At 37.5% G+C, this 26,451-nt stretch carries 26 protein-coding genes; 16 read left to right on the plus strand and 10 right to left on the minus strand.

What is annotated here, in order from left to right; all coding sequences use genetic code 11:
- Window positions 1–258: 258 nt before the first annotated feature.
- From ACFS6I_RS07720 to ACFS6I_RS07735, 4 genes are all read left to right on the plus strand, one after another.
- The gene (locus ACFS6I_RS07720; RefSeq protein WP_380919373.1) at window positions 259–951 is read left to right on the plus strand and encodes a hypothetical protein; all 693 of its coding nucleotides are present in this window, start codon (window positions 259–261) and stop codon (window positions 949–951) included.
- Window positions 952–1,065: 114 nt separating this feature from the next.
- Window positions 1,066–5,343, plus strand: coding sequence for a SusC/RagA family TonB-linked outer membrane protein (locus tag ACFS6I_RS07725; protein ID WP_380919375.1), 4,278 nt, complete (start codon window positions 1,066–1,068; stop codon window positions 5,341–5,343).
- A 7-nt stretch (window positions 5,344–5,350) separates the two neighbouring features.
- Window positions 5,351–6,715, plus strand: coding sequence for a RagB/SusD family nutrient uptake outer membrane protein (locus ACFS6I_RS07730; RefSeq protein WP_380919377.1), 1,365 nt, complete (start codon window positions 5,351–5,353; stop codon window positions 6,713–6,715).
- A gap of 4 nt (window positions 6,716–6,719) precedes the next feature.
- Window positions 6,720–7,970, plus strand: a complete 1,251-nt coding sequence (locus ACFS6I_RS07735) for a TlpA family protein disulfide reductase (protein ID WP_380919379.1) — start codon at window positions 6,720–6,722, stop codon at window positions 7,968–7,970.
- Between the two features lie 94 nt (window positions 7,971–8,064).
- Here the strand turns inward: ACFS6I_RS07735 and ACFS6I_RS07740 are convergent, their stop codons facing one another.
- On the minus strand, window positions 8,065–8,289 hold the full coding sequence (locus ACFS6I_RS07740; RefSeq protein ID WP_380919381.1) for a hypothetical protein: 225 nt from the start codon (window positions 8,287–8,289) through the stop codon (window positions 8,065–8,067).
- A gap of 25 nt (window positions 8,290–8,314) precedes the next feature.
- On the minus strand, window positions 8,315–8,629 hold the full coding sequence (locus ACFS6I_RS07745) for a hypothetical protein (RefSeq protein WP_380919383.1): 315 nt from the start codon (window positions 8,627–8,629) through the stop codon (window positions 8,315–8,317).
- A gap of 525 nt (window positions 8,630–9,154) precedes the next feature.
- Between ACFS6I_RS07745 and ACFS6I_RS07750 the strand changes: the two genes are divergently transcribed.
- The 6 genes from ACFS6I_RS07750 to ACFS6I_RS07775 all read left to right on the plus strand — a co-directional run bounded on the left by ACFS6I_RS07750 (window position 9,155) and on the right by ACFS6I_RS07775 (window position 14,134).
- On the plus strand, window positions 9,155–9,682 hold the full coding sequence (locus tag ACFS6I_RS07750) for a sigma-70 family RNA polymerase sigma factor (RefSeq protein ID WP_380919385.1): 528 nt from the start codon (window positions 9,155–9,157) through the stop codon (window positions 9,680–9,682).
- 45 nt (window positions 9,683–9,727) lie between these two features.
- On the plus strand, window positions 9,728–11,017 hold the full coding sequence (locus tag ACFS6I_RS07755) for a FecR domain-containing protein (RefSeq protein WP_380919387.1): 1,290 nt from the start codon (window positions 9,728–9,730) through the stop codon (window positions 11,015–11,017).
- Window positions 11,018–11,038: 21 nt separating this feature from the next.
- Window positions 11,039–11,341: a hypothetical protein gene (locus tag ACFS6I_RS07760; RefSeq protein WP_380919389.1), complete on the plus strand. Its 303-nt coding sequence runs from the start codon at window positions 11,039–11,041 to the stop codon at window positions 11,339–11,341.
- Window positions 11,342–11,573: 232 nt separating this feature from the next.
- Complete coding sequence (locus ACFS6I_RS07765) at window positions 11,574–12,386, plus strand: SMI1/KNR4 family protein (RefSeq protein ID WP_380919391.1); 813 nt, start codon at window positions 11,574–11,576, stop codon at window positions 12,384–12,386.
- 26 nt (window positions 12,387–12,412) lie between these two features.
- A complete protein-coding gene (locus ACFS6I_RS07770) occupies window positions 12,413–13,237 on the plus strand; it encodes a hypothetical protein (protein ID WP_380919393.1) in 825 nt (274 codons plus the stop codon).
- A gap of 246 nt (window positions 13,238–13,483) precedes the next feature.
- Window positions 13,484–14,134: a transcriptional regulator gene (locus ACFS6I_RS07775; RefSeq protein WP_380919395.1), complete on the plus strand. Its 651-nt coding sequence runs from the start codon at window positions 13,484–13,486 to the stop codon at window positions 14,132–14,134.
- 55 nt (window positions 14,135–14,189) lie between these two features.
- Here ACFS6I_RS07775 and ACFS6I_RS07780 read toward each other — a convergent pair whose 3' ends face one another.
- The 5 genes from ACFS6I_RS07780 to ACFS6I_RS07800 all read right to left on the minus strand — a co-directional run bounded on the left by ACFS6I_RS07780 (window position 14,190) and on the right by ACFS6I_RS07800 (window position 17,751).
- Entirely contained in the window at window positions 14,190–15,038 is an 849-nt protein-coding gene (locus tag ACFS6I_RS07780; protein WP_380919397.1) for a hypothetical protein, read from the minus strand.
- Window positions 15,035–15,652 (minus strand): hypothetical protein, encoded by a 618-nt coding sequence (locus ACFS6I_RS07785; RefSeq protein WP_380919399.1) that lies wholly within the window; start codon window positions 15,650–15,652, stop codon window positions 15,035–15,037. The genes ACFS6I_RS07780 and ACFS6I_RS07785 overlap by 4 nt, the downstream gene beginning before the upstream one ends.
- Before the next feature lie 204 nt (window positions 15,653–15,856).
- Complete coding sequence (locus ACFS6I_RS07790) at window positions 15,857–16,738, minus strand: DMT family transporter (RefSeq protein WP_380919401.1); 882 nt, start codon at window positions 16,736–16,738, stop codon at window positions 15,857–15,859.
- A 12-nt stretch (window positions 16,739–16,750) separates the two neighbouring features.
- Window positions 16,751–17,269, minus strand: coding sequence for a GNAT family N-acetyltransferase (locus ACFS6I_RS07795; protein ID WP_380919403.1), 519 nt, complete (start codon window positions 17,267–17,269; stop codon window positions 16,751–16,753).
- Window positions 17,270–17,274: 5 nt separating this feature from the next.
- Window positions 17,275–17,751 (minus strand): GNAT family N-acetyltransferase, encoded by a 477-nt coding sequence (locus ACFS6I_RS07800; protein ID WP_380919405.1) that lies wholly within the window; start codon window positions 17,749–17,751, stop codon window positions 17,275–17,277.
- 445 nt (window positions 17,752–18,196) lie between these two features.
- Here ACFS6I_RS07800 and ACFS6I_RS07805 point away from each other — a divergent pair, with 445 nt between their 5' ends.
- Window positions 18,197–18,670, plus strand: a complete 474-nt coding sequence (locus tag ACFS6I_RS07805; RefSeq protein ID WP_380919407.1) for a hypothetical protein — start codon at window positions 18,197–18,199, stop codon at window positions 18,668–18,670.
- Window positions 18,671–18,837: 167 nt separating this feature from the next.
- Here ACFS6I_RS07805 and ACFS6I_RS07810 read toward each other — a convergent pair whose 3' ends face one another.
- Window positions 18,838–19,791, minus strand: coding sequence for a 1-phosphofructokinase family hexose kinase (locus tag ACFS6I_RS07810; protein ID WP_380919409.1), 954 nt, complete (start codon window positions 19,789–19,791; stop codon window positions 18,838–18,840).
- Window positions 19,792–20,173: 382 nt separating this feature from the next.
- Here ACFS6I_RS07810 and ACFS6I_RS07815 point away from each other — a divergent pair, with 382 nt between their 5' ends.
- Window positions 20,174–20,818, plus strand: coding sequence for a hypothetical protein (locus ACFS6I_RS07815; protein WP_380919411.1), 645 nt, complete (start codon window positions 20,174–20,176; stop codon window positions 20,816–20,818).
- A gap of 154 nt (window positions 20,819–20,972) precedes the next feature.
- Window positions 20,973–21,848, plus strand: coding sequence for a hypothetical protein (locus ACFS6I_RS07820; RefSeq protein WP_380919413.1), 876 nt, complete (start codon window positions 20,973–20,975; stop codon window positions 21,846–21,848).
- A gap of 153 nt (window positions 21,849–22,001) precedes the next feature.
- On the opposite strand, the gene ACFS6I_RS07825 is transcribed toward ACFS6I_RS07820, so the two are convergent.
- The gene (locus tag ACFS6I_RS07825; protein WP_132768623.1) at window positions 22,002–22,865 is read right to left on the minus strand and encodes an OmpA/MotB family protein; all 864 of its coding nucleotides are present in this window, start codon (window positions 22,863–22,865) and stop codon (window positions 22,002–22,004) included.
- A 418-nt stretch (window positions 22,866–23,283) separates the two neighbouring features.
- Here ACFS6I_RS07825 and ACFS6I_RS07830 point away from each other — a divergent pair, with 418 nt between their 5' ends.
- The gene (locus tag ACFS6I_RS07830) at window positions 23,284–24,144 is read left to right on the plus strand and encodes a penicillin-binding transpeptidase domain-containing protein (RefSeq protein ID WP_380919415.1); all 861 of its coding nucleotides are present in this window, start codon (window positions 23,284–23,286) and stop codon (window positions 24,142–24,144) included.
- A 76-nt stretch (window positions 24,145–24,220) separates the two neighbouring features.
- Here the strand turns inward: ACFS6I_RS07830 and ACFS6I_RS07835 are convergent, their stop codons facing one another.
- On the minus strand, window positions 24,221–25,408 hold the full coding sequence (locus tag ACFS6I_RS07835; RefSeq protein ID WP_380919417.1) for an MFS transporter: 1,188 nt from the start codon (window positions 25,406–25,408) through the stop codon (window positions 24,221–24,223).
- Between the two features lie 88 nt (window positions 25,409–25,496).
- On the opposite strand from ACFS6I_RS07835, the gene ACFS6I_RS07840 reads away from it, so the two are divergent.
- A complete protein-coding gene (locus tag ACFS6I_RS07840) occupies window positions 25,497–25,766 on the plus strand; it encodes a cupin domain-containing protein (protein WP_380919419.1) in 270 nt (89 codons plus the stop codon).
- A gap of 15 nt (window positions 25,767–25,781) precedes the next feature.
- Complete coding sequence (locus tag ACFS6I_RS07845; protein ID WP_380919421.1) at window positions 25,782–26,342, plus strand: helix-turn-helix domain-containing protein; 561 nt, start codon at window positions 25,782–25,784, stop codon at window positions 26,340–26,342.
- Window positions 26,343–26,451: the final 109 nt, after the last annotated feature.

Here is a 26,451-nt window from a genome sequence, read left to right on the forward strand (position 1 = left end):
TTTTGCAACTTAAAATTACACTTTTCTAGTCATAAAGCAAATTATTGTCATCAAGTTTTATTGAATTACATCAATAAGTGAAAGTCGGTTCTTGTTCTTTAACCCAAATAATGCAATAATGAAGACCATTATATAACCAATTGACGACGACGTAAAATTGCATTTTCTTGATTTAATATTTTTTTAACTGGTTTCCTTACGGCGCGAGCCATGTCCAAAAAGTAAGGTTTTGAGGGAGCCAATTTAAACCTTTAAAAAATGCAAAACACTTGCTATTGGGATAGCTATGCGCTAACCCTAAGAGAGGAAATGTCTTCTTATCTGCGTGAAAATCGTGTTCCTGTTATTAAAAAACGAACTATGATCACACTTTTACCCGAACGATTTTTTAAAAATGTGTCGTTACCAATTTCCGAAAACTCCGTGCAATCGGCGATGAAGTATGTCATGAAGGAAAGACCGGCACAGCGTTATTATTCGCTCATGATCCGTCTGTTAGAACCTTCGGATTCTTTCAGTATGGTTGTGCGCAATGACAATACCGATGTACTGCGGATCTCATTGATCAATATGACCGTCTATGAGATTTATCTCTTTGCTTTGGGACTACCGGCTAACTTTCCGATTAACCAAATACTGGTGTTAGGAGAGCATAAGGAGCAGTTTATACCAGTGGAGAAAGGGGAGAGTATCTGTTCATATTGTTATGAACTGGCGGTACCAGCACGGACAGAAAGGGAAGAATACCGACAGCGGATACTGAACGATCTCAACAAGCACTTTGGAATAGAAGTGACCTTAGAAAGATTGACCATCGTAAAAGATAGTCGCAAGGTATTGAGCATAGCAGGAGAGTCTGTGGAGCTGATCTGGGAGGAACAGCTTATGATGATCATTAAAGCCAAAAGAACGGTAAAAGAAAACCAAGAGTTAATCTTAGAAAAGTATTAGTAAAGTTTCACTACCTGTGATCTCCGGATGCTGCCGAGGGAAAAAGGCTTCATGATCAAGCCTCCCTTGGTAGTAAACGGAGCAGGGAAGCTTTATGTCCAAAAAATTAAAATAATGAACATAAACATACAATATATAGTCAAGTTCTGGGATTATCTCCGGAAACTATTTAAGCCTGAAAGGGAAGGTGTGCTTTTGAGCAGAAAGGATACGGAATTACCTGAATATTCTGTTGCTAAAAATGCGCTAGAAAATAAAATTGTACATGCAACTAGTGTTGATTTTATCAGGCAATATGCCTTCGGTGAAGGTTCGACAAACGTTCGGGATAACCTTGGGACTGGTTCGGGACTGATTCGGAAATCCTTCGGCAGTTCTTCGACTGCTGTTCGGCAAGTTCCCGAAGGCCACTCGAAGCGCAGTCGAACAGCACCCGAACAAGACTCGAAGGAGTGTCGAACACGCCTCGAAGCTGAGTCGAACAACAGTCGAACAGGTGTCAAACAAAAGATATTAGGCAGAGTAAATTCTGATTTTTGCCTAACCAACTTAACACCAACTTCTAAGTTTCTGCGACTGGGCTTCGACTTGGCATCGGGATTTCATCGGCGACAGTGCATGAAAAGTCGAAGCAAGGTCGAGCAAAACCTGAGTAGAAGTAGAAAAAGGGGTAAAGAAAGGGATGAGAAAGTGCGCCATGAAAAGGACTGTGCAGCTACGGTACAAGTGTGGTGCAGTTACGGGGAAACTTGCTACAAGGGGAAAAGAAGGTTAAAAGAAAGTCGTTTTTCCAGTCATGAGCAGTTAAGTTGCAAGATCTCGCTCAAAAGGGTTTGGTGTATAGCTCAAGCGTCCGTAATGCGTATGCTAAGTATTGGTAATGCATGGATAGTGCGTAAAACGGTACCCATTTACGCACTACTAACGCACTATCAACGCTTTATCTATGCTTCATCCATACTTAATCCCTACACGGAAAGCGCTTTATCTAAAATAAGAGGTTTTAAGCGTTCCAATTTCTTTTGTCAGGCATCTGAGTGGTTTTGCATTAATAATTTGTCTAATCGCTTAAAAAGCTTTTCAAATCAAATGCAAGGTCGTGTTAGAGATGTTGTGAATGAGGGTTTTGTAAAACGATCGCTAAAGTTAACATGTTCAGGAGCATTGATCTTTTTGTTGATGATGGTGTTCGGATCAGTATCCGCACAAGCTCAGAATAAGCAAAATTATGTGCTGCAGGGTACTGTTATTTCTGCTGTAGATAAGAAGCCATTACAGGCTGTATCTGTGCGTGTTGAAGCGGATAACGTGAAGATATCTACCAAGAAAGATGGTTCTTTCAGCATCGCTGTAGCTCAGCGAAATGGCAGAGTGAAGTTCACCTCTGTCGGCTACAAAACCCTAGAGCTGGATTATACTTCCGGAACGGTGTTGCATGTGCAACTATATGCTAGTGAAAACCAGCTTGACGAAGTAGAAGTGGTGTCTACAGGATACCAAAAAATACCAAAAGAAAGGGCGACTGGGAGCTTTGAGTTTGTGGATAATAAGCTATTCAACAGAAAGGTTTCAACCGACTTTGTAAGTAGGCTGGAGGATATAGTTCCGAGTATATCTACTGATAAAACGTATGGACCTAATAGAGGCAGATATCTTGGAATAAAGGTTCGGGGAGAAAGTACAATGAACTCTGAAATAAATCCGCTGGTAGTGATTGACGGTGTGCCTTACCAATGGTCATTTGATAAATATATTGGAACATTTAATAATATCAATCCCAATGATATTGAAAATATTACGGTGTTGAAAGACGCTGCTGCGGCTTCCATATGGGGTGCGCAATCTGGTAATGGAGTAATTGTGATTACGACAAAGCGAGGTAAATACAATCAGCCCTTCCAGCTTTCGGTGAATAGTAATGTGACCATCGCACAGAAACCTGATCTCTATTACTATCCGCAGATGAATACATCAGATTATATCGATCTGGAAAAAGAATTGTTTGACAAAGGCTATTGGAACAGCCGCCTGAACCGATACAGTCAATTTTTATCGCCAGTCATTCAGCTGTTAAAGAAAAACAAGGAAGGAAGTTTAGATCAGATGAATTTGAATCAACAGTTGGATGCGTTACGGGGTATCGATATGCGGGAGGATTTTCAGAAATACATCTATCGGGAGTCTGTCAATCAACAATATAATGTGCAACTGCGGGGTGGTTCTGAAAAGATGAATACTTCTTTTTCTGTTGGATACGATAAGAATCTTGCGAACCTGGTGACTTCTTCCTACAACCGTTTAACAGTTAAAAACAACACACAGCTACGACCGATCAAAGATCTGAGTTTCGATCTTGGCATTACGTACACAGAGTCGAAGAGAAAGGATGCACAGTCCAATATGGTCGGATACAATGTGATGGGGAGGGGAAAAGGTAATTACCCATATTTAAAATTGGCTGATGAAAATGGTGTCCCTTTAATTGCGGATGCAATTGGATTTAATCCCATATTCAGGGATACGGTAGCAGGTGGACGATTGCTGGATTGGAAGTATAGACCATTAAAAGAAATTAATGATACGCATATATTGACCAAAATCAGGGAAATATTTTTGAATTTAAAAGGAGCTTATCAAATTACTCCAGACCTCAATGCATCTATTTTGTACGCTTATCAAAGAGCTTCCCAACCAATTGAGAACTGGCAGGGGATCGGTGCTGTTCAATTACGGGAAACGATCAATTATCGCGCATCTTGGAATAAGGATAAAGTAATCTGGAATCTTCCTGTAGGGGACTATCTGAATACACTGCATCGAAATAATGATACGCATCAACTACGCTATCAGATGGATTTCACAAAAGCATGGGCTGAACTTCATCATTTGTCTGCAATTGCCGGAGCGGAGGTTAGACAGATACGAAGCGATATGATGTCGTCTATCTTTTGGGGTTATGATCCCGTTTTGTTGACGCATCAACCTGTACAAACGGGTAAACAGGTTCCGGCATTAAATGGAATTGCCGGAGGTACATTTCTGGATGACTATTCGCAATTGGCTGCGTATACAAATCGGTACACTTCTTATTTCGCAAATGCTTCATACACCTACAACAGCCGTTATATTGTCAGTGGTAGTGTGCGCAAAGATGCTTCGAACCTCTTTGGTGTAAAATCAAATGGTCGTGGACAGCCTTTTTGGTCTCTTGGAGGGGCATGGGTGCTATCAAAAGAATCGTTTATCAATGACCAAATATTTCCACTGCTGAAATTGCGAGCAACTTATGGATATAATGGTAACGTCAATAATAGTACAGCTGCTTATCCAATTATCAGTATTCAAACGAGTCCTGATTATATCACGGGTCAGCCTTATGCCAGTATGCAGTCACCACCTAATCCTTCCTTACGTTGGGAACGGGTGGGAATGTTGAATCTGGGATTGGATTTTTCATTTAAAGATCGCATTACGGGATCTGTTGAATATTATGTCAAAAGACCTAAAGATCTGATAGCAGGAGCAAAGATTGATCCGACTACGGGTTACAGCTCGCTTAACGTGAATTCAGCAAATTTAGACGGTCGGGGTGTCGATATTTCATTAAATAGTGTAAATATCGAGCGTGCTCATTTTAATTGGACTTCTAATTTAGTCTTCGCTTTTAATCGAACAAAAGTGATCAAATCTTATCTCACTAGTGATAGAGCAAAGGATTATATCGCAGGTCCCTATAATATGTTAATGACACCAATTGAGGGGATGCAACTTTATAGTTTGCTGACTTATAAATGGGCAGGACTTGATCCCGAGACCGGAATGCCCCGTGGTTATGTAAATGGTGAAGTTTCCGATGATTATGGAACTATTGTCAATCGAGGAACGATTGCAGATCTGGAAAATCATGGTTCATTGCAACCGGTTTATTTTGGTTCGTTCCGGAATAATTTTTCGTATAAAAATTTCGAATTATCGTTTAATATTTCCTATCAGCTTGGGCATAAATTCTTAAGGAGTTCTTTCAATAACCGTTATTTTATCGACAACGGTATCGGGCATACCGATTATAGTTTACGTTGGCAGAAGCCTGGTGATGAGAAAATAACGAATGTTCCTGCTTTTACTTATCCGAATAATTTATATGCCAGTGATCTGTATTATATATCCTCTCCACTTGTCGAATCTGCAAGTCAGGTCAAATTACGGGATATCCAATTGAGTTATGGATTCAATAGCTTAAAACGTGTAGGCTTAAAAAATGCCCGTTTGTACGCGTATATCCAGAACCCTGGTACGATTTGGCGAGCGAATAAATTAGGGCTAGATCCAGAATTTGGAGAGGCGATCCCAGATCCGATGTCCGTATCCTTGGGTATTAATTTTAACCTTTAATATGAAGATGATGAAAAGAATAAAACAATATATGTTCATGGTTATAGTAGCTTTTTTCAGTATTTCCTGTTCCAATTTTTTGGATCTGAAACCCGATCAGAAAATGGCTATTCCAGAGTCTTTGGAACATTGCGAACTTTTATTGAATGATTATACCACGATGAATACCGGTTATCCTACCTTAGGAGAAATTGCAAATGATGATTATTTCCTGAAGACAGCGGATTGGCTGTCATTGTCAGAATTTGAAGAAAAGCAAAGCTATATCTGGGCTTTAGATATGATCAATTTAAACAACCAATGGCAAAATTCCTATAAAGTAGTTTATCTCAGTAATCAAATCTTGGATGTTGTCCGTAAGCAGGATCCTAATCTGGATGCTCAAAAGTACAGTAACGTGTTAGGTGCAGCTCATTTTTTTAGAGCTTTTGCCTTTCACCAAGTGGCTACTACCTTTACGTTACCCTACCGGGAAAGTACCGCTGCTCAAGAAATGGGTATCCCACTGCGATTGAAACCTGAGATGGACTATAAATCCGTACGGACTAGTTTAAAAGAAAGTTATGATCAGATCATTTCAGACTACAAAGTAGCCATTGCAAATCTTCCTATCTCTGTTGCACTGAAGGGTAGGCCTCAGAAAGGAACTGCTTATGCTGGCTTGGCCCGTGTATACTTGGAAATACAGGATTACGCCCAAGCTTATTTATACGCAGATTCATGTTTGCAATTGCAATATGAGCTGTTGAATTATAAAGAGCTTAATGCATCTGCAGGTTTTCCTATTGCACGTTTTAATAAAGAAGTGCTTTTTCCTGCTACAGGTCTGTATACACCAATATTGTCTCAATATGTTGCTCGTGTGGATTCAAATCTATATCTGGAATATGGTCTTCATGATTATCGGAAAGGGCTGTTTTTTCAGCCTAATGATACTGATTTGGGTACTTATGGGTTTAAGGGATCTTATAATAATTCGGACGCACAGCCTTTTGTGGGCTTGACGACCAGCGAGGTCTATTTGATCCGAGCGGAGTCTGCTGTCCGTATAGGTAAAGTCAATCAAGCTTTGTCAGATATCAATATGCTTTTGAAAAACCGGATTGATGCCAATTATTTTACAGCAATTGTAGAAACAAATCCTGAAAGATTGCTTCGCATAATTTTAGCAGAACGACGTAAAGAATTAATATTCCGTGGACAGCGATGGTCTGATTTAAAGCGGTTGAATCAAGATGAGCGCTTTAAAAAGACATTGGTACGTGTTATCGATGGAAAGGAATATCGTTTAGAACCCAATAGTTTAAAATATGCACACTTGATACCAGAATTAGTGATTTCCGAGTCTGGTATGCCCCAAAATAAAAGATAATCTAATGAACAAGAAACTGATAATAATAGCAATCATGGTTTTTTTGTGCCCAATAGTCTGGGCACAAAAACAAATCGACCGTAGTCAAGAACTGAAAATAGGACAGGTGATGCCGGATATACCAGTTCAGCCTGTTATTAATTATAAACAGAGTAATATCGATATTAATTCGTTCCGTGATAAAGTAGTAATTCTGGATTTTTTTGATACTTTTTGTGTCAATTGTATTTCGGCGATGCCGAAATTACAGAAGCTCCAAAACGAATTGGGAGATAAATTGCAGGTGATTTTGGTGACTTGGCAGGATCAAAAGACAATTGAGAAGTTTTATCAAACGAACAGTTTCTTAAAGGAGAACAAAGTTAAACTGCCTACTATTTACTCCGCAGATCTTTTGCGCAGTTATTTTCCGCATATAGGTGTGCCACATACAGCATGGTTACACCGCAATAAAGTACAGGCGATAACCTATTCTGACTTTACAAAAGCAGAAAATATAACCGCTTTGTATACGAATGGAACAATTCAGCTACCTGAAAAATCTGACTTTAATGATGGATTGAATTCTGTTGTTAATGTCGTATCAAAGGATAAGGACATTGGATCTGTTCGAATTACTGGATATCAAGACGGCGTGGAGCGGACAGGTATTCAGATAAATGTCGATTCGATAACTGGCCTACAAAGGACTACTTTTTATAATATGGACATCCTGGGCGCTTATACGGCTGCCTGGAGTAAAATTAAAAAACCTACCTTTTTATTGAAAGATGAACGTATAATTTGGAAAGTACAAGATTCCAGTCGGTATAAATATTTTAAAGGTGAGGAGGGTGTCAATGAATGGCTACTGAAAAATGGTATTACCTATGAGCGATATGATAAAATTAAAAGGTCGGATTCGTTGCAGGCTAAAATTATGCTCAATGATCTTAACGCATTCTTGGGTTTGAAAGTGTATTGGACGACAAAGGTATTACCCTGCCTGGTGATTAAACCGCTGAAAAATAAGCATAAAGATCCTATGCCATTGAAAAGTGAAGGCGGTGTAGAAGGAACTGATGTACTTGCTTTTATGATTGATTATCAAGGAGCCTTTCCACCAATTATAGATGAGGCAGGTGCTAAGATGAATATACAGATTGATGATTACTCGAGTTTAGAGAATTTGAATCAACAATTGAAAGTCTATGATTTAGTAATTATAGAAGGAAAGCGGCCTATAGAAGTGTTGCTTTTTGAAGAGGCTATGTAAAAACAGTTACGGGGTAGCCAATGGTTACCCCGTTCTAAAATCTTTATATTTCGCTTCGGAACCCAGTTCCTAAGCATTTTTTGAGTGGCTGAACCTATGCAGTCCTTAACTTCACATTAGTAGACGCTGTCCTATTGTGTAATGCTGTAATCATTTCATCTTTCAATGCAGGTGATAGTACTGGCTTACCAGCATTATCAGTTGCCTGTACCGCACAGATTTGATCTGATCCATTACAGCCTGTAGGAGGCGTGCTTTCTAATTGATAGTCATTTGGATTGATAGGGCTGCCATTGGAGTCTAATGAGAACCAGGACATATCTGTTTCCGTTTTTTTAACTAATTCATTTAGGTGTAATTGGCCCCGGCTCACCCGTGAGTGTGCCTACAGTAATTATGGCTTCGGGACATTGTTTTATTCGGCCATACTGTTTTGTTTTCTTCGTACCCTGCCCAATGGGGAAGGTCGTAAATCTGCGTCCATGTGCATCTCTGACTGGACCGGCGCAACAACAGCTTCCTTTCAAAGAATGATGGTGGTGCCCAATTCGGTCAACCATCCTGCAGCATATCGCTGTGGTTGCATAGCATACACCTGCTAACCCTTTTCTGTGCGGTGGTTTTCCAAATTGTCCTTTTCTATTTGTCTGCTCTTGCATGATCGTTTATTTTAGTTTTTTCTTATTTACATTTTACATGCACCAACTCTTTTGGAGCCGATTAGTCATACTTGGTTGCATTCCCTGTATTGTTTAATAGCATATCTCAAAGGTATTGCTAACATTATATCGTGTGTTAGGTAGAATTCATTTCTTGACTTTGCAGAATTCATCATTTGATAAAAGGAAACTTTTTAGTTAATTGTAGTCCCTTGTATTAACTAAGTCATTTTCTAGCTTTAATGAACCTTTTGAATTTAATTCCTTCAGTTTTTGCAGTTCAATTTTATGCCGCCAAATTATTGCAACTATTTATTAATCAGTTATTTGTATTTGTTTATTTAATAATTGTGTTGTATCTTTATATTACCATTTATAAATTCCATTTCGTGTATATATAACTATCCCAACTATGGGAAATATACCGCCTATATTTTCATTTAATTTTTAATTAATTGACTATCAGGAGTATAATTTCACTTTTCTTGTTAGGGATAGTAGAGGAATGGACATAAAACCTAAGATATGGTAAATGAAGCATTTAGATTATTAATTGATGATCCGGATCTGGGACTCCGGCTTATCATGGAGCTATATGGCCCTCAGCTGCTGAAGCAGATAAGCCGTTGCATCCAGAACGATGATGAATTGGTAAAAGATGTTTATCAACTTACCCTGATCGCGATCTGGACGGATCATAAAAAGATTGGGAAATTGGAAGATCCTTTTGCATGGATAATGGTCATTGCCCGAAATACAGCACTTAGTACGCTTCGGTCCGAAAGAATACGACTAAAAGAACCGATTGAAGATCATGAAAACCTACGCAGTTCTGATCAGGCCGATACGGCTCTGGTCTATAAAGAGACGCTCGATGAACTGCTGCAGCACGCAAAACAGCTTACACCACGGGAAGAAGAGATTTTTATAGCCTCTAAAGTGGACGGAATGGATAATAAAGAGTTGGAAAAAGTCCATAACCTCAAGGCTCAACGAATCAGGAACTTGCTGAGTTCTGCAAAAAAGAAGATCCGGAAGTTACTAAAACGGTGAGCGCAACAGTTTAATTGAGTTATTCATGCATTAGAACTATACACAATGGGACACACAGATATAAATATAAAAGAGTTAATCAAAAAGCAGTTATTGGAACAGCTAACTGTGGAGGAAGAGAAGTTGTTGGAGCGTGAGAAGATACGGTATACTGAAGATGAATATGAGCTTATGGTTATAGAGGTGTTACGGGGACTGGGCGGACAATTGCCCAAAGGTATTCTGCAGGATTGGCAGCCGGATGTTGATGCGATCATCGAAAAAGCGAAAGCCTTAAAAGCCGAAAAGGAAAAAGTGGTTAAAGTACAAAAGGAAGAAAAAATTTACTGGGCTGTTGCCGTGGCTGCCCTCTTATTTTTTGGACTCGCTACATTAATATATTTTGCTTTAAGGCAAGAGGTTACCTATGTCCTTCCTGCTGGAAACAACAGTCTGCACTTTGCTAATGATGGAGATATTCCTTCTGAGGAGTCCTCCTGTATGCTACTTGTCGGTAAATCGACCTGGATTAAAGTTTACCCTGATCATGTCGGCAGAATCAAGCAGGTAGGGGATTTATTGATCAGCAGGACAAAAGAGGGTGTGTTGAAAATTGAAAGAAGGGCAGGGAATCATGAAGCGTCAACGATCGCAAATCTAGAGATCCACACGGAGGCGAGACAGCAATGTGTACTGGAGACTGAAGATGGTACACGTATCAGGATGAATGCACAGACATGGGTGCGCTATCCGATACAGAAAAGGGACACATCTTATATTGATTTGATCGGTGAGGCTTATGTAGTGACCAGTGAGAAAACATTTATTATTGGTACTGTTAAGGGTAAAGTGACGGCAACGGCCAGTGACTTTGTGATTAAAGCGGAAAAAGAATCGACCAAGATAGTACTCAACAATGGGAAGTTGGATCTATACGCGTACAGCCTTAAGAAAAGTAAGACAATGTATTGTCCTGGTGATCTTGGGGTACTGGTGGCAACACAGTCTTCTAAATCCAGTATGCCTAAAGATACGCTATTCCGTATGGAGAATATGGATTTTGAGATCGCTAAAATGTGGACCCGAAAAGTGCGCATCTATAAAAATATACCATTGCGTGCTTTTGTTGAAGAAATGAGCCGTTGGGAAGGATTTACAATCAAGCGGTGGGACTGTGTGCCCAAGAACAAATTAGTTACAGCATCTGTACATTATCGAAGCGATAAGCAAGAGGTATACAGTACTATACGCGATGCTGGTGTGCTTTTATACGAAGAAAGAGGAATGCTCAGTTTCTGTCCAGAAGATAAAAAGAATAAGATCGCAATGAGTGAAAGGAGGAAACATCATGAATAGTTATAAAAAGTTTGTGGACGTGTGTTTTACAGCATCGAGATCAACGAAGTGATCGAGAGGCGCAAATGCCGAGCAACTGGAAAAGTAAGGTTCAACGGTGTGGCAGAAGCGACCTTCTTTATTCATTGGCTTAAATGGCGGATTCGGAAATGGTTGGAGAAACCTGTGCGGCGGAAGCACCGAAGTAAAGGTTTCGGTGCTAAAACTGCAACTCCGCGATATGTGTACCACTGTGAATTTTGTGAGGGATATCATATTACCAAAGAGCATCCATATGACTACCAACTTAAAAAAGAAAAGTATCATCGGAAATATTTTGGATAGTTATGTTAACAGTCTTTAGGAACGAATAAGAGGTCTAGTTATAATTTGACCATTAACTTTTTCTAAAAATATGTTAATTTTAAAGTTGGTAAGGAAGCAAGGGGATATGATTAAAATTAATAAGGGGGAATATTGGCTTATTAAAAATAATAGATGTCTGGAGAAAATTTAAATGTCCATTGCTAAGCGGGAATTTTATCTTACTAATGTTGAACAAGATTAGAAACAAAATATGAAAGATAGTGAATTGAAATATATTTGGAGTGTACCTAAATACTTACCTTATGTTCAACCTGAACTTACTCCTGAAATTCTGGAGCAAGCGCAGAAGCAAATTGGTTATAATCTTCCTGATAAATTAGTAGAAATTCTAAAAATTCAGAATGGGGGATATGTTAGATACAAACTTGCAGAAACTCCTCACGAACAGATAATGGGAATCGGGCCTTATTTCCCTTCATTGACTGATTTTGATTGGACAGAATCTAAAGAATATGTGAGTTTTGAACTTGATGGGCTAGTCCCGATTGATGGTGATGGCCATTGGTATATTTGTTTGGATTATAGAGAGAATAAGGAAGAACCACAAGTTTCTTGGATTGATCTGGAGTGTGACGATGAGCAAAAAATAGCAGATTCTTTTTCTGAATTTTTAGAGCTGCTAGAATTAGACGTACAGGAAGATAAGTTAGTAATAGAAACTGTCCATTCAATTGAGGAAAATGTTAAACAAATAGAGCTGATACTCGCAATAGAATTTGAAGAGCCTGATTATTTTATGAGCGGATATGCGATCTATAGGGGGAAATATAAAGATAGTTGGATCTGGTTGACACCAAATAAAGTACCTACAGGATTTGTAAGAGAAGAGGATAAGAGGTATAATGAACTAAAAGACCAGATGAATTCCAGCTCTGTCCAATATATTGGAATTAATGAAAACTATTTATTTCTTGTACTTTCTGAAGAAAAACTCATTAGCGAAGTAATGGAAAAATTAGGAAGCCATAATATGAAAATAAAGCCCATTACAGAATTCATTTAGAAAAGTATACATACTGAAAAACATACATGAGCATAGTAAAAATACCGAAAAAATTACGAGATATTTTGGACACTTTACGAAGTGGACAAATTGAAATTGGTCTAGAGCAGTTAGAGCAAATAAAAGGCTTTGATCCTCAGAAAGCTATAGTTCATGCGGAGATAAATTACTTTAACAGCAATTACGAAAGTGCGATGACAAACGATGAAAATGGTTTGCCTTTTAATGACCAATGGTATGCTGGAAACGTTTTAAGTGAGCACTTTTCTGCATACACAAATACGGCTCTAATGACGGGCAGTATTTTAAGAGCAGAGACTTTTTACAGCAATTTCTTGACTGAAAAAGAAAAATTAAATTTACCTGAACATCAGATACGTACTTATAGGTTTCAAATTGAACGTCATTTAGCTAAACTAAAGGGTGAAAATGATTTGAGTATTTCGCGTAAACCGCTCAAAATTGTAAAAAATGGTAAATCAATTGATGAATTTATTGCACAACTGAAGCAGTATCGTCCAAAATTGACATTTGATAGTGAAAAAGGAGCAGAATACCTGCTTCACTTTATGTTAGAGTCAGGGAATACGGACGAAAGTTTAGCCTATTATGAAAAGTTTGCTGCTAAAATTTTCCTAGATGATATTCACATAAATGCCGCAAAACTTTTTTATCTGACAGGGCAAATCGATAAAGCAAAACAAGCGATAATAAGGTTTGCAAAAAATTGGTATCCTGTTGAGCACATTCAAATTGCTCCAATGGTGTTGTTCAATTATGATGACTTGTTACCGCTTTTGACAAAAGAATTTAAACAAGAGATTTTAAGTCTTCCAAAAGGAAAACAATAAAGCAATTTAGGGAGTGACAGCTGTTGTGAAAAAAGAAAACATCTCCATTGTCACTGACAATCAACCGCTAAATTATACAACAAGTAGTCTGCTAGGTGGTTGTGTAAACATTGTTAAAGCGCACGAATGGAGACTAATACCTTACGAATTGTAAACGATGACCCTCAAATATAAATTGGTCATAGATTGCCAGCGATAAAACTTGTAATTTACGGGAGTTCTTAGTATTGCTAAATGAATATAATCATGATGAGAAAATATCTTTGTATAATGCTTCTTTTTATCGCTGCAGTGGATGGTCTGCATGCGCAAACGGTGACCAGTAAATTGCTCCCAACCAAATTAAAAGCAAGTTTTGAACGTGTAAAAGATGCTATCCCAGATATGGACGGCTGGTATATTGATCAGGATATGGAGGTTAAAGCCCTGTCGCATACAGATAGTACGGCTAGCTTTGAAATCCAGGAGAAAGGTTTAAGTACTGAAATCCTTGTTGACAACGAAAAAGAGTATAACAAGTTGGTCGCAGCGGCTGCAAAAGACGTTTCCAAACCAAGTATTTATATGCTCTATAATTACAAGTTAAAAGGCAAAAAAACGCAGTTTGTGCCGATTAAAAAAAGCTTTTTATTTCCTGAGTATGGGTTTATCTGGACACTGACCATAAAAAAAATAGCAGAAAACGAAACTGAGCTTTCATTTGCATATAAATCGCTGACCCCCACATTTGCCAATAAAATAGAAAGCGAATTTAAAGGCGATACTTATTATATCAACAAAATTTTAAAAATTTCGGTCGATGATAAGCGGATGCGTCAACGGATCAACGATATATTGATCAATAAAATGCATGTCGACAGGGATTATCCGGCGCCATCATATCCAATGCGTAATTAGGTTAATACTTTGTGCCAAGCTATAATGAGTTAGATGTGATCCTGTTCAAATATTTCTACGGCGTATAGACCATATCGCCATCCTTTAAATCAGATCCAGTAAACCAGATTGGTCTTAGGAAATCTTCTTTTGTAATAGGACTAGTCATATAATCGCGAATAATTTCAAAAGGGTCTCCGTCCAGAAGATCTACTTGTTTTGTATCCGAAATTTGGAAATGAATGGTTGAATTTGCCAAGATTGCCTCGTCCTGCTCTGTTAGTTCTCTTTTTGAGTATTTTTTCTCTATCAGTGCTTTTATCGTTTCATAGTCTGCATCAGACTCCATGAAAATTGATGCAGACCTGCCAAAGGAGATTCCATCAACATACATGTAGTCCTGTGGGTCACGACCTTTCATCGCGGTATGTGCTCTTGCTTTTGCATAATCGGGTATACAATCTAAACTGTAGATAAGATTGGTGAATCTTGCAGCATATAGAGGTTTGGAATTTTTAGCTTTTGGGTTGACGGCAAGCATTATTTCTGCATTTATCTTTTGACCAAAAAATGTCCCTAACTTGTCATATGACGCTACTTTTTGGGTATTGGGCCACGATGTGCTGACTATTGTAGATAGGTCATCGTCCTCAATATCTTTCAGTATAAATTTGATCATCGCAGATTTGCTCGGAAGTACTTGCGTGATAGCTTTTATTTGTAAGAAGTCTACAGGCGGGAGGTTTGCAGCTTCGACAAATTCATAATTATCGGCATGGAGCGAACTGATCTTCATAATGGCACCCAGGTATAATTTCTCAATATTTTTATTGGTGAAAATCCTGTCTCTGTCATCGTCGACTTCTTGTGCAAGGACGTTTAAACAAAAAAGGTGCAATAATATGATGAGTATTTTTACTTTCATGACTTTACATTTTCGGGTACATAAATAACCTTGATCTTTAACCAGATCGTTTTCATAGCGGCTCTACTTTTATCACTCAATATGTCATTGATCGACGATGGATTATAAAGCTGACCCGAACGTAAAGCATTGGAATTCTCGCTTTTTAATTGGCTGTTATAGAGTGCAATATTCAATGAGATCTCATTTTTATCGTTCTTGGTGGCAAAGTGTTTCCAATCCTTGTCTTGATCCTGATAAATAAACAACTCTTCTTTTTCCCATTTTATTTTATATGACTCCTTATAGCCACCAGCTTTGGAAATGAACAGTGAATCCTTTTTGAAGGTCATAGCCTGAGGTCTGAAATATTTTGGACGGTTCTTGAAGTTCTTATCTTGATCAGTTTGTGCAAATGAAGATAGCAAGTTATTATTTTGATAAAGGCCAAATTCCAATTGGCTCTCCGAGCTGTAAACATATGTCTGATCCTTGATCGGGTCTGGACCTTTCTCAGGTTCTGGTTTAGGTATTACTTTAGGTTCTTCGGGCGTTGTTTTTGTACAGGATTGGAATACGATAGCTCCTAGAAAGAGTATAAGGATATATCGAATATTGATAGCGGGTATCTTCATTTTATTAAACTTATAAAGTTGAAAGCTCTATTTTTGCTTATATCATATTTGGTTTTCTTTGTAAATTTAGTGATTGTAAAATAGATTAACAAAATTAAATTCTCTATATAGGGAATATTTTATTTTAAAAATCTGTTGGTTGCTACCTTTGAGAAGTTTTTAGCCTTTGTTGATGGGATCAAAAGTAATGTAGAGATAGGATGCTCACTCTGACAATTCTAAAGTTCTTTTCTTTTTAAACTTCAATTCCGAGATCAGAGTTCCAATAAAAATGAGGCTTCCTCCGAGCAATAATTTTATGGATAAACTCTCATCTAAAATAAAGTAGGCCGCGACTGCCGCAAAAATAGGTTCGAACAAGTATATAATAGCTACTTTTTCAGCGGAAATATATCGCTGGGATATATTGGATATGGTATACATATAGGCTGTTGAAAATATTGAACAGTACAAAATACCTAACCAAAAACCTTCATTTTGCGGAATCCATACTGTATCGTTATCCATCACTGAAAAAGCAAACATAATAATGGTACAAAAGAAAAACATAGGAACAATCGTAGGTAAAATATTCTTCAGTAGACTATACTTTTCCACCTTTATTAAATAGACTGCAAATCCTATGGCACCGATAAATGTATACAAGTCACCTAGTCCAATGCTGAAGTTTTTATTGACGGAGATTATCATCAAACCCATCAACGCAACTGTAGCTGCCAACCAAATTTTTAATTTTACTATATGTCTAAAGAAAACCAGTTTTATAATGGGAATTATTACAACACAGATGCCAGCAATAAAAGCACATTGAGAGGCTGAGGTCATCTTGACTCCTAATGTCTGCATACTGATTCCGAACGTGAGTGGTACAGCAAGGATGAGAGCATTTTTTAATATGCTCTTATCTATTTTAGAAAAATGCTTAAATAAAAATATCGAAAGAATTATTGTGGCCAGAAAAAATCGGTAAAATAAAAATGTATACGATGACCCGCTCCCTATGGCAGTCTTTGTGACCGGAAATGAAATGCCCCAAAAAGCTGTTCCAAGAATCAGAAGCAGTATAAACAGATTTTTACTTTTCATATTAAAAGATGACTACAGCATTTTTTTCATCATGATATCAGTTTGCTCATCGTCACCTAGAACAAATATGTGTTTGTCAAACTCTATAAAACCATTTTTCTTGTAGAAGCTTATCGCTCTCGGGTTCTCTTCCCAAACACCTAACCATACATATTCAGATTTTCTTTCCAATGCGATCTGTAGTGCTTTTTCGTAAAGAATCTGACCGATTTTTTTTCCGTGATAATCCTGCAATACGTAAATCCTTTCTATTTCCAAGCTTTCGTGATGCTGCTCTTCAGTTTGAGATTCTCCAACATTTAGTTTTAAGTATCCTATCACTTCCTGATTATCTAAAGCAAAATAAAACTCTGAATACGCATTGGTCAGTTCTTCTGTCAACTTATCTACTGAAAAACCTTCCTCAAGATATTTTTTCATATTTTCTTCCGTATTGCTTTCGGAAAATGTTTCGAAAAACGTTTGTTTTCCAATTTTTTGTAAATCTTTTATATCACTTAAAGTGACCTTTTTTATATTGATTTTTTCCATGTTTTTTATTTTGAAATGTTCCACTCATAGTTTAACCATTCTGTATTCTCATTTGCACCCAGCCGTTCGTAGAATTTTTTTCCAGATTCGTTCCAAGGTGCTACGGTCCATTTTATTTGTGCACAGTTGTTATGCTCAGCTTCGATACGTAATGCGTTCATTAACTGTTCTCCGATTTTTTGACCTCTGTAATTGGTATCCACAAATAGTTCTTTTAAATAGATCGACGGTCTGTTCTGTGCCGTATACGGAAGAAAGTAATATACCAGCATACCTACGAGTGAATCACCATCTTCAGCAACGATAGCGTAAAAGTCGGGAGGACTTTTTTTAAAGCCACTTTCTAAAATGATATCTGGTGTAATCACAAATGATTCGATGTAATTTTCAAAGACTGCCAATTCTTTCATCAAAAGCCACAGCTTTTCACTGTCCGCAGCAACTGCCTTGCGTATTTTTATTTCTGGATGGTTTGCATTCATATTTTTAAAGTTGAATTGAAGTTTTTTTATATTTGAATTGATCTATGGGATAATCATATATCATGATTCTAAATACAATAGATGTGATTTTAAGTTTAGTTATTATCTAATTCTAAATATACCTTATCCTCTTTCTAAGTGTAAAAGTATCAAATGTATTAATGGAAAAAAATGCTATTTTACTATTATTTAATGCGTTTTTTGCATAAGTAATAATAGGGTGAACTGCATAATGGTGCATTAAAAGTAATTCCGCAGATGTTATCGATAATGTTGCTACGTATCTTAAATTCTGCAAATGGAAAGTTCGGGAGTATTCCAACCTGTTATTCGGAAAGTCAATTCAGAAATCTGTAATGAAGCGATGTATCATGGACTTCAATAGATGTAGGTCTTGATGCTTCCAATATCTCTGTTAGTCTTACCTTTCAAACTACTGATTCTAATGGAGGTAAAGCAAATTGGAAGGCAACAACATAAAAAAAAACATTATCTTGGAAGGATGAAAAAGCTTGTTTTTATTCCATTTATAATTTTAATATTATTCTCATGTCAGAATAGTAATAAAACAGTAGAAAATAAAAAAGTAACGGAAATTAAGAAGGATGAGCCTTATTTTAAACCAGGTTATCATTATGTACAGCAGATACCGGATAGTTTACGAACGCCTGAACAGCAAGCATTATTAAAAAAGCTTGCGATTGTTACTTATGAAAATCTTGCCGTAAAAGATAATAAGATGGTGTTTAACTTAAGTGAAAAAGAGTTTGTAGCTAAAGGAATTCCTGTTGAATATTATGAATTAATCCAAAAAGATCTGGTCAATAATAATAAATTTATCAAAGAAAGTAATATTACTAATATGGATTCTATCCTAAAGGAATCTAATAAGCAGATAAGAGATTCACTTGGGCTATAGCAGTTTAATACACTACGCATATCGTTACTAATTCAAAAAAAGCCGTTTGCAATCATGTAAACGGCTTTTTTAAATGATAAAATTTTCACAGATGATATTCATATAAATGCCTCAGGACTTTTTTATTTGAATAATCTTACCGTTTTTTTTACGTCTAACCCGGTTGATTATTTACCATTGCCCTTATGCTTTTGGAGGAGATATTGGTATAAGTTATCTACGTCTTCCTTCAAAAAAAGCCCAGTTCCTTCTGCCATTGTGGTCGCTGTACCACAAGCAATGCCCATACGCAATATTTCTTCCGCATTTCCCTCATTTACCATAACAGAAACCATACCTGCGACCATACTATCTCCTGCTCCGACAGTGCTCCTGACTTTTACAAGGGGAGCGGCTTGTTGTATCTTTCCTTTTTCAGAATACAGTACAGCACCTTTAGCACCTAAAGAAACAACAATTATTTCCGCTTTACCGTTTTGTATCAAATTTTTAGCAGCTTCATCCATTGTGGTTTCGGTCAATTCGCTTTTTCCTGAAAGAGCTGCTAACTCTCCAATATTCGGCTTCACAAGAAAAACACCCTCGTTCACAGCAATTTCCAATGCTTTACCAGAGGTGTCTACAATGACTTTGCTGTTTTTGTGCTTACATATCTGAATAATGTCCTTTATAAATTCCGGTTTAACTTGTTCAGGTAAGCTGCCGCTTATAATTGTTATTTCAGGAAAAGTACTTATGCTTTCAATAGTTCTTAAAATATTGATTTGTTCATCCTCAGATATAGGTTGCCCCGGAAAACCGAACCTGAATTGTTGATTATTTAAAGTATCTACAACAATAAAGTTTTCTCTTGTTTCATTTCCAACCGGCAAAGGCAAAATATCAAGCTCTTCCTTTTGCAAAAGCTCTTCAAGAAGTTTCCCTGTTCTGCCTCCCGATGTAAGAATTGTAGTTGATGCTATCCCTAATCTTTTTAATGCGCGTGATACATTAATACCTCCGCCACCGGGTTCATATTTTGGAGCTTCACAACGCAGTTTCTTTTCGGGTACAAGCCCTTTAACCGTACTGCTTTTATCAATGCAGGGGTTTAATGTTATGGTTAGGACTGATTTTGACATTTTGTTTATATTTAGCTGTTGGCGAATCATAAAGTTGCCACGGGGATTTTTAACATCGCCATTTAATAGAAATACCTATTCAAATATAGTTAAAAAGTTTAATTGATTTACTTCAGCCCCTCTTTTGGCAATACCTTGTTAGCTATCGTGTTTTCGGTTTTTAGTGTTTTATTTTGCCAAACGGCTGTTGTGCGTTCGCCCTTATTTCAGTTCGCTTATAAAACAAATTGTTGATAAATCTGGAACGATCAATAACTGGTAAATTACCATAAAATAAAGCCGTGACCTTCTGAAAATCACGCATCTCTAAAACTTCTTTTTTGCCATTTGATAAATAATTATATTTTTGTTGATCCAAAGTGGATCATTCATGACTTAAATCATGAATCCAGCAACAAAGGTAGAATTGAAAATTTTCAAGATGATGAATATGAAGAAAATGCTAGGTATGGCAATACTTTTGCTGGTTACTCAGCTGAGTTTTGCGCAATATTTTAAATTAACAGCCAACGGTTTTGTATCCAACGACAATAAAGATTTTGCGGTCGTAGATGTGCCTAACGTAAAACAGGCGGACTTGTACAAGAATGTACTCAATGCCATAAATTCGCTGTACAGCAATCCTCAAAAAGGTCTCAGTGTCCTGGAAGGTGAAAGTATTACCTTGACAGCATATGAAGAAAAAGCCATACCTGTGAGACATAGCAGTGGTGGTTTTGGAAAAACGAATTATAAATATGACCTGTCGTATACCTTGTCCTTTCTTTTTAAAGATGGCAAGATTCGGGTCAACAGTCCTACTTTTGAACTTAAAAGATGGTACGAAGGAACTTTCAGAGCTGGAAGAGGCTATGGCAATAGTGGCTGGAAGACGCTAAATCTTGTTAAAGGCAAGAACGATCGAGTGGCGATTTATGACCAAAATGGCAAATTGATTTTAGAGGATGCCACCAATGGATTGAATACTCATCTTAATGCAATCGTAAAACAGATTATTGATAAATCGAATACAATCAGTAATTGGTAATTAGTGTTTAAAATAGGTTTTGGTTAGGATAAGTTATGGCAGAAAAATGGATTCATTCCATGAACGGAGTTCCTTGGACAAACGTTAAAACGAGTAAATTCAGTTTTTTCTTTATCGTTCGTTTTCCTTAAGTTTGTGTTAACATAAGCAAATTATGAAAAGAATATTACCAATTTTAATCGTAGCATCGCTAACACTAACCGGCTGTAGCAAAAGTTCTTCGGATGATCCGATCAAGCAAATAGAAGAAATTGCTGTCGATAAGATAAAAGCAAAATACATTTCTGTCCTACCTGAGCTGAAAGATTATGCTCATGCATACGAAGGGATGACTAAAAACAAAAACTATAAAGTTGTCGTTGGGCGTAACGACATCGATTATATGGTCGCTTATATTGATGCGTCAGGTAAAGTATACTTAAAGAAAACGGCACAATTGGATACATCATTAAAGAATAAAATCAATTCATTTAGATTCTACCCGAGTGATGTATTAACAGAGGGAAATGCGGTTTTATTAATGTTTGAAGGACCAAATATCACGTCACCTGACCAACCAATTATTTCATTTGAAGTTATCTTTCCTAATGAAGGTAAACTGATAAATGTTGGGAGAAATCTGGCAAACGATGCGAATAAATATGTTTATACTATAACATTTACAACTAAGACAGTCTGGTTTTACAGTAATGGTAAACTGTATATGTATGATCGATCTACCGGTAAAACTATACTTGAAACAGCGGACATACCGCATGATTTGTTAAAAGGGGCGTTGACTTCTTTTTTCTTTGAGGATAACAAAATGATACTTATAGAGGGAGGCTATAGTGATTTGAAGATCTTCTGCCATTCTTTAACGAGATCTGAAGGTCATTATTCAACTTTCTGGATTGCATCTATTTCAGGAAAGGGTAATATAGCGAAAGAAGATATTGAAATTACTGACGACGCTGATTATATTTTAATAAAATTAAAAGGAATTGCGCATATTTTTAAATTGAGGAAAATCGATGGGGGCTTGAGATAGATTAAAACATATAAAGTCTATCCTTCCATTGCTTATAAGAATGATAAAAAAAACAGCTCTTCCAAATAGAAGAGCTGTTTTTTATTACTGATAGCATTTGTCTGCTTTAGCTACGTAGCTAAGTGATCGAACAATTCCATCTGGTCCAATTATTTAGTCCAGACTTGTTTCCGGTGCTTTACCGATAAGTTCCATAAACTGATCTAACTTAGGGGTAATGATGATCTGTGTTCTTCTGTTTCTTGCTTTTCCAGCTTCGTTATCGTTAGGAGCGATGGTATTATATTCGCCACGTCCCGCTGCGGTTAACCTTTTTGGATCTACTCCATAATTGTTCTGCAAAGCCATCACCACAGATGAAGCTCTTAACGTACTTAAATCCCAGTTGTTGCGAATATTAGGCATGCTGATAGGCACATTGTCGGTGTTACCTTCAATCAGTACATCGTAACTGTTGTAGTCGGTGATAATCTTCGCAATCTTCGCTAATGTTTCACCTGCTTTGTCTGAGATCTCATAGCTTCCCGATTTGTACAGCATATTATCAGCAAGGGATATATAGACGACTCCTTTTAATACCTGAATATCAACATCTCTGATTTCTTCTCTACTTAGGGAGCGGGTCAGGTTGTTGGTCAACACTAAATTTAGTGAATCACTTTTGTTTTTGCTATTGACCAACTGCTGGATGTATTTGTTGGACGAATTAATCTCATCGACAAGTTTCGAAACATTAGCATTTCCTTGCGTACTTGAGTTTAGACAGTTGTTTAATGCTGTCTGTAAAGCAGCAACATTTGCTTTTTCGGAAGCAATCTGCTCATCGAGACTCTTAATTCTGATTTTTGAACCGTTTAAATCACTTTCAGATGCCTGTAAGCGGCTACTCAGGTCCTGGTTACTTTGTTGTAGTTGGGTGTAACTTGCTTGTAGTGCGGCAAATTTTTTATTACTGGTACAACTTGATCCTAAAGTTGCCAGCGCTAGGAGAGCGCAAATAATTAACGGATATTTCATAGTTTTTAAAATTAAAAATTAATGCTTGACAGGCATCTCGGAGATATAATAAAAATAGTCGATTACCTTTTTTTATTAAGTCTCTAGCCAGACCAATAGTATAACACAAAATTGATGCCTTATTGGCTCACAAGCTGATGTTAATTCATAGATACAATCATAAACGAAGAAAATCGTTTCTTATTTTAGCAAACAAAAGTTTATAGCAAAAGTATCTTGAGCTGCTTCCCGTCAACCATAAATTAAGTGATGATCGTGGGATAATTTATTGTAGAATTGTATATTCAGATTTTGTCCAGCTTCTCCAATGCTGAAAAGGACTTCGTTCATATTTGGTTATTATTAACCATTTTCTGAAAGCATGCGAGGATGTACATTTGATACTTGTAACTGAGTCTTATTTTATTATGAATACGAAATGAAAGTCTATCTACGAACAGCTTTATTAATAGGGATCTGTTTTCTTAATTCCTGTATGCCGACAAAACGGGTGACTGATCATTCGTTCAGCCGGTCTGATGAGAAAATACTGATTCGTCCGGATTTTGGGAAATATTTTTCCAATTGCCAGGTAGAAGGATCTACGGTGATCTATGACAATACGAATAAAACATGGATATGCAGCGATATGGAGGATGCAAAAACTGAAAATCTTCCGGCATCGACTTTTAAAATCGTTAATCTGCTTATTGCATTGGAAACAAGGGTAATAATGAATGAAAATGACATTGTTAAATGGCCCGGCCAGACGGATACAGTAAAATATGGATACCGTCCGGATATCTATCACGATATGACCGTAAAAGAGGCATTTAAGCTGTCAGCGGGGTGGGTGTTTGTCGAGTTAGCAAAAAAAATAGGTAAGGAGAGATATAAACAATATTTGAGTTTTGCCAAGTATGGAAATTTAAACTTATCGCATGCGGACGATGATTTTTGGAATTTTGGTGCATTTAAAATTTCCCCCATCAATCAGGTCGATTTTCTGAGGAGACTTTATAACGAGGAACTTCCTTTTTCAAAAGAAAACCAACAAATTGTAAAAAATGTAATGGTTACAGAGCAGACAGACAGCTACATCATCCATTCAAAAACCGGTTGGACCAAGGAAAATGATATCAATACAGGATGGTGGGTCGGTTATATTGAGCGTAATAATAAGGCTTATTTTTTTGCTACCCGACTTTTGCAGGACAGGAAATTGAATTTGTCAAATTTTGGAAATTGCAGAAAGGATATCACCATGGCCATTTTCAAAGAACTAAAAATCATGGATTAAAAGCCTGTGAATTTTATGCAAAAAGAGCGTCTCCATATGGAAACGCTCTTTTTGTATCATATAGCCTTCGTCTAATTTAGCTATGCACACAGGCTGAAGCTGCCCTGTCCAATTGACTTTCTTCTTCGTTTTCTGAAATCTTATTAGGGAACCTTACAAAACTTAAGATAAATGTCACTGACAGCAACAGGATACTCACCCATAAAACATAATGAACACCAAAATGAACACTGACTACACCTCCTAGAAAAGCACCTAAGGAAATCCCAATATTAAAAGAGGAGGTCAGTAAGCTATTGACAAACTCTAAGGCATGGTGGGGGACCGATTGTGTGGTCCGGATATTGGACACCAAAAACCCGCCGGTATGGATCATTCCCCAAAGGGATACGATGATCACCATCGGAATATAATGTCCGCCAAAATAGTATGCCAGGATCTGTACCGTCACTAAGAGTATTAAAAACAGTCTAGCGGTTAAGCGTACATTGCGATTCAGGGCCAGTCCCATGAGCCAGTTTCCTAATGTTCCCATGCCACCGAATAGGAGCAGCATCATACTAATCTGTGCACCGTCCATCTTGGTAATCTCTTCCAGATAGGCGGTCAGATAGGTATAGCTGGCAAACATGGCTGCTAAAGTGGCTATGGTCGAGATGAGATTGAGCCAAAGAAGCGGACTTTTCAACACTTCGACCTGATTTTTGGTGGAGATCGCCTGGTCTGCCGGCATAGAGGGAATAAAGAGCAATAGACCTATAAAAGCGATTAAACTGATTGCGCTACTGAGGAAAAAGGAAGCCTGCCAGTTCTGGAACAGATCTGCGGCATAGGTGGTGAGGGGAATACCCAGCACCGTCGCTAAGCTTAATCCCAGCATAACGGTGGAAACACCCTTTGCACCCTTTTCCTTAAATGCAATGGCGATGGCGATATTCCAGAATAGCGGATGCAGGATCGCAGGTAAGATACGGGCGACCATCAGCATGGTGAAGTTGGTCGAAAAAGCAGAAATTAAATTTGAAAAAACAAAGATGCTCATGACCAGACAGAGCAATAGCTTTCGGTTTATCTTGGTCGTAAATGAGGTGATAAAAGGGGAGGAAACGGCGACAGTGATCGCAAAGGCACTCAACAGCCAACCTGCAGTATCGATCGATACGTCAAATTGCCGACTGATGGTCGGTAGGATGCCGACGATCCCAAATTCTGTGGTTATAATGCCAAAAGCGCCAAGTGCTAAGACGTAAATTGATGTTTTCATTATTTGTTAAAATTTATGTATGGCAAAATTGAACAGAAAAATTGTTAAAAATCAGTATATTTTCATGATAATTAGGTATTTTTGCCTTATGAAACGTGAGAACATCGATGAACTGGTGAAGGTGGAATACCATCAGGGCGCTAGCTGTCCATTACGGGATATGCATTTTTCCTTTTTTCAGATTGTATATGTCATTTCTGGAAAAGGATTTCTGAACATCAACAACAATATGGCTTCTTACAGTAAAGGGAGTCTGATTCTCCTGACTCCGAATGATCAGCATCATCTGGAAATTTTGGAAAGTACAGACCTGTTGCTCGTGAAGTTCAGTGAACGCTATGTGAAGAATTACCCTTGAAACAGCATTAATTCAATGGAATGCCTCCTGTATGGTGCTTCTTTTTTGTCGGGCTGTATTTTACAGAATAAACCTGATATTGTTCTGGTCAATTCGATTGTAGAGTCACTGCTTCATGGTATCCATCATCCGGATCTATATCAGGATGAGCTGACGTTGAATTACGTGAACGCTTTAATTGTCATCGCCGCACGGAATATCTCCAAGATGCGGGCAGAGCAGATTACGGCCAATACGGATAAAAGGGTGATTCAGATTATTGATTATATCCAAGGCAATATCCATGATCCCGCATTATTGAAAGTTGCTGTCATCGCGAAGAAATTTGGGTTTTCAGAAACTTATCTGGGCAGTTACTTTAAAAATCAGTCCGGAGAAACCATCCAGCAATATATCTTGAATTATAAAATGCGCTTGATTGAACACCGGGTGCTGTTCAGTGATATGCGGGTCAATGAGATCGTCACGGAGTTTGGTTTTTCGGATGAAAGCCACCTGAATAAGTTTTTCAAAAAACGGCATCAGATGAGCTTAACGGAATTTAAAAAGACGAAGGGTATCAAGGTTGCGGTTTAAGGAAAAGTGTACAGCAACACTATTTAATTGATCTAATTTTCATTTTAGATGAGCATCAGAAGGGCTTGGAGTTTCGAAATCTTTCAGAAGAATATTGATTTTTTAATTA

Source organism: Sphingobacterium anhuiense (assembly GCF_042686355.1).
GTDB classification, from domain to species: domain Bacteria; phylum Bacteroidota; class Bacteroidia; order Sphingobacteriales; family Sphingobacteriaceae; genus Sphingobacterium; species Sphingobacterium anhuiense.